This is a genomic window from Shewanella sp. SG41-4 (assembly GCF_014164505.1).
Taxonomy (GTDB): Bacteria; Pseudomonadota; Gammaproteobacteria; order Enterobacterales; family Shewanellaceae; genus Shewanella.
Genome location: NZ_JACJFI010000473.1, coordinates 1 through 2,090, shown reverse-complemented (window position 1 = coordinate 2,090; position 2,090 = coordinate 1). Strand labels below are relative to the sequence as shown.

Below are 2,090 nucleotides of genomic sequence, written 5' to 3'. Positions count from 1 at the left end.
GTGATTGATACTCTGTTGCAGCCAGTTGGCCATTAGCACACTGATTTAACGCAGTTAATGGGTTTATCACCGCATTGATAGCCAACTTTTGCCACAAAACTGGTAATACTGGTTGATGCCATTCAACTGGCTGATTGTCACTATGCAGATGAGTTATGCGGGCCTTTAACGCTGCAGGCATAATTGAACCACAATAATGTCCTAGCTGAGTCACGCCAAAACCACTGTGTTTCACCTGCCACGGACTTAGCTTCAACGCCGCTTGTGAAGTGGTGCCTAACGTTAAGCCAACATCCTTATATTGTGAAAGGGCTGCTGCAACAGCTAAGTGCGGACCTAAACCATTATGGAGTAATACAATATGGCATTGGGGCGACAATTTCGGTAATAAAGGTAATAGTGCTTGCTCGACTTGATAGGCTTTAACACACACAAACAGTAATTCAACTTGTACTAAGCGGTCATCATCAGTTCCCAATATTGTCGCTAATGATTCATGATTGTGCTGTGTATGGTCAATAAAACTCAGCGGTTGATCACGAGTATGTTTATCTCTGCCAATAAACATAACATCGTTTACTTGAGCTTTTTGAGTCTTAACACTCAGTTTGTGATACATCAATTGTCCAATCGCACCAGCACCCAAAACGGCAATAAGGCTATTATTGTCGTGTTTGGATGATGGTGAGATCGTTGATGTACTTACCATGATGTATTAACGATTCGCTTTTAACTTACGGTATTGATAAATTGAAAAGTGCAGTAAGTAAAATAATGCAATTCCGACAAAATCGGCAATCACATCGGCAACTGATGCGCTTCGATAAGGTAAGCGAGATTGAATCAATTCAATCAACACTGCATAGGCAGCTAAAGAGGTACATAAAAAATACCAACGCGGTTTAAAAGCGTAATGTGCTAAATATGAAAGGGCAAAAAAACTGCCTAAATGGCCCACTTTATCCATATGGGCGAAAGTTTGCGGGTAACTTGGTTTGGAAAAAACAAGATAGCTAGTCACTATCACCGCAACAACTAATGCAAGTTTAAAAATATTTTTATAAGTGATCACGAGCGTAACATCAGCCTTGTGAAACGAGAATATCGTTAATAATAAGAAACCTGTTTAAAATTGTCACTAATTAACCTCTATAGAAAGTAATAATTGTAGAATAAATGCAATTTTCACTATGGATAATGAGAAGCTCATAGTCGTAAAACTCAGTAAAAATAGGCTTTTTAGCAACATGACCAATAAAAATAGCCGGTTAATGATATTTTGTTAATCAATGGGATATTAGTGAAAGATAATAGGCCGCATGAAGCCTAAGTTGTACTCCACTATCCTGTTAATGACTCCTAGTGTAAAATAGCCTTATATAAATGTGAAGAATCAAAGAGGAAAGCAACATGCCATCTATGGATATTGTGTCGGAAGTTGATGAAGAAGAATTACGTAACGCGGTAGAAAACTCTCGTCGTGAAGTGTCTGGTCGATTTGATTTACGTGGTAAAGAAATTGAAATTGACTTGAAAGACAATGTCGTCACGCTAAAAGCGGAAGATGATTTTATTTGTAAGCAGCTAGTCGATATTCTGCGCATTCAGCTCAGTAAACGTAACGTTGATCCATCGTCAATGGAAGTTGACGACAAAGCGATTCACAGCGGCAAAACCTTCAGTTTAAAAGTAAGTTTTAAGCAAGGTATCGATTCATTGATTGCCAAAAAGCTAGTTAAAGCTATCAAAGACAGCAAGCTTAAAGTACAAGCTGCGATTCAAGGTGACTCAGTACGCATCACAGGTAAAAAGCGCGATGACCTACAAGCCGTTATGCGTTTAGCTAAAGAATCAGAACTAGGACAACCATTCCAGTTCGATAACTTCAGAGACTAATCCTGAAGCGATGAATGCGGCATAAGCAAGTACGCAAGTTCTGCAGATATAATAAAGCCGATAAGGTAAATCCTATCGGCTTTTTGGTAATTGATTGCTGAGTTAGTTTGTTTTGCTTACATTCAATATTGATTGGCTTACAACGATGGGCAAGTACTAAACCATGAATGACAAAGCGTTCGACCCTGTAATAG

General features: G+C 38.8%; 4 protein-coding genes. 1 reads left to right on the top strand and 3 read right to left on the bottom strand.

Going from position 1 to position 2,090, the window contains the following annotated elements; translation table 11 throughout:
- Window positions 1-709, bottom strand: a 709-nt coding sequence (locus H5202_RS21255; RefSeq protein ID WP_182773808.1) for a ketopantoate reductase family protein, incomplete at its 3' end; no start/stop codon positions are given.
- A 6-nt stretch (window positions 710-715) separates the two neighbouring features.
- A complete protein-coding gene (locus H5202_RS21250; protein ID WP_182773807.1) occupies window positions 716-1,072 on the bottom strand; it encodes a VanZ family protein in 357 nt (118 codons plus the stop codon).
- Between the two features lie 338 nt (window positions 1,073-1,410).
- On the opposite strand from H5202_RS21250, the gene H5202_RS21245 reads away from it, so the two are divergent.
- The gene (locus tag H5202_RS21245) at window positions 1,411-1,896 is read left to right on the top strand and encodes a YajQ family cyclic di-GMP-binding protein (protein ID WP_182773806.1); all 486 of its coding nucleotides are present in this window, start codon (window positions 1,411-1,413) and stop codon (window positions 1,894-1,896) included.
- Here the strand turns inward: H5202_RS21245 and H5202_RS24055 are convergent.
- Window positions 1,886-2,090: hypothetical protein (locus H5202_RS24055; RefSeq protein WP_220493957.1), on the bottom strand; the 205-nt coding region annotated here is incomplete at its 5' end. The genes H5202_RS21245 and H5202_RS24055 overlap by 11 nt on opposite strands.

Coding starts and splice junctions, on each gene's coding strand:
- H5202_RS21245 (WP_182773806.1), top strand. CDS start 1,411: ATGCCATCTATGGATATTGTGTCGGAAGTTGATGAAGAAGAATTACGT.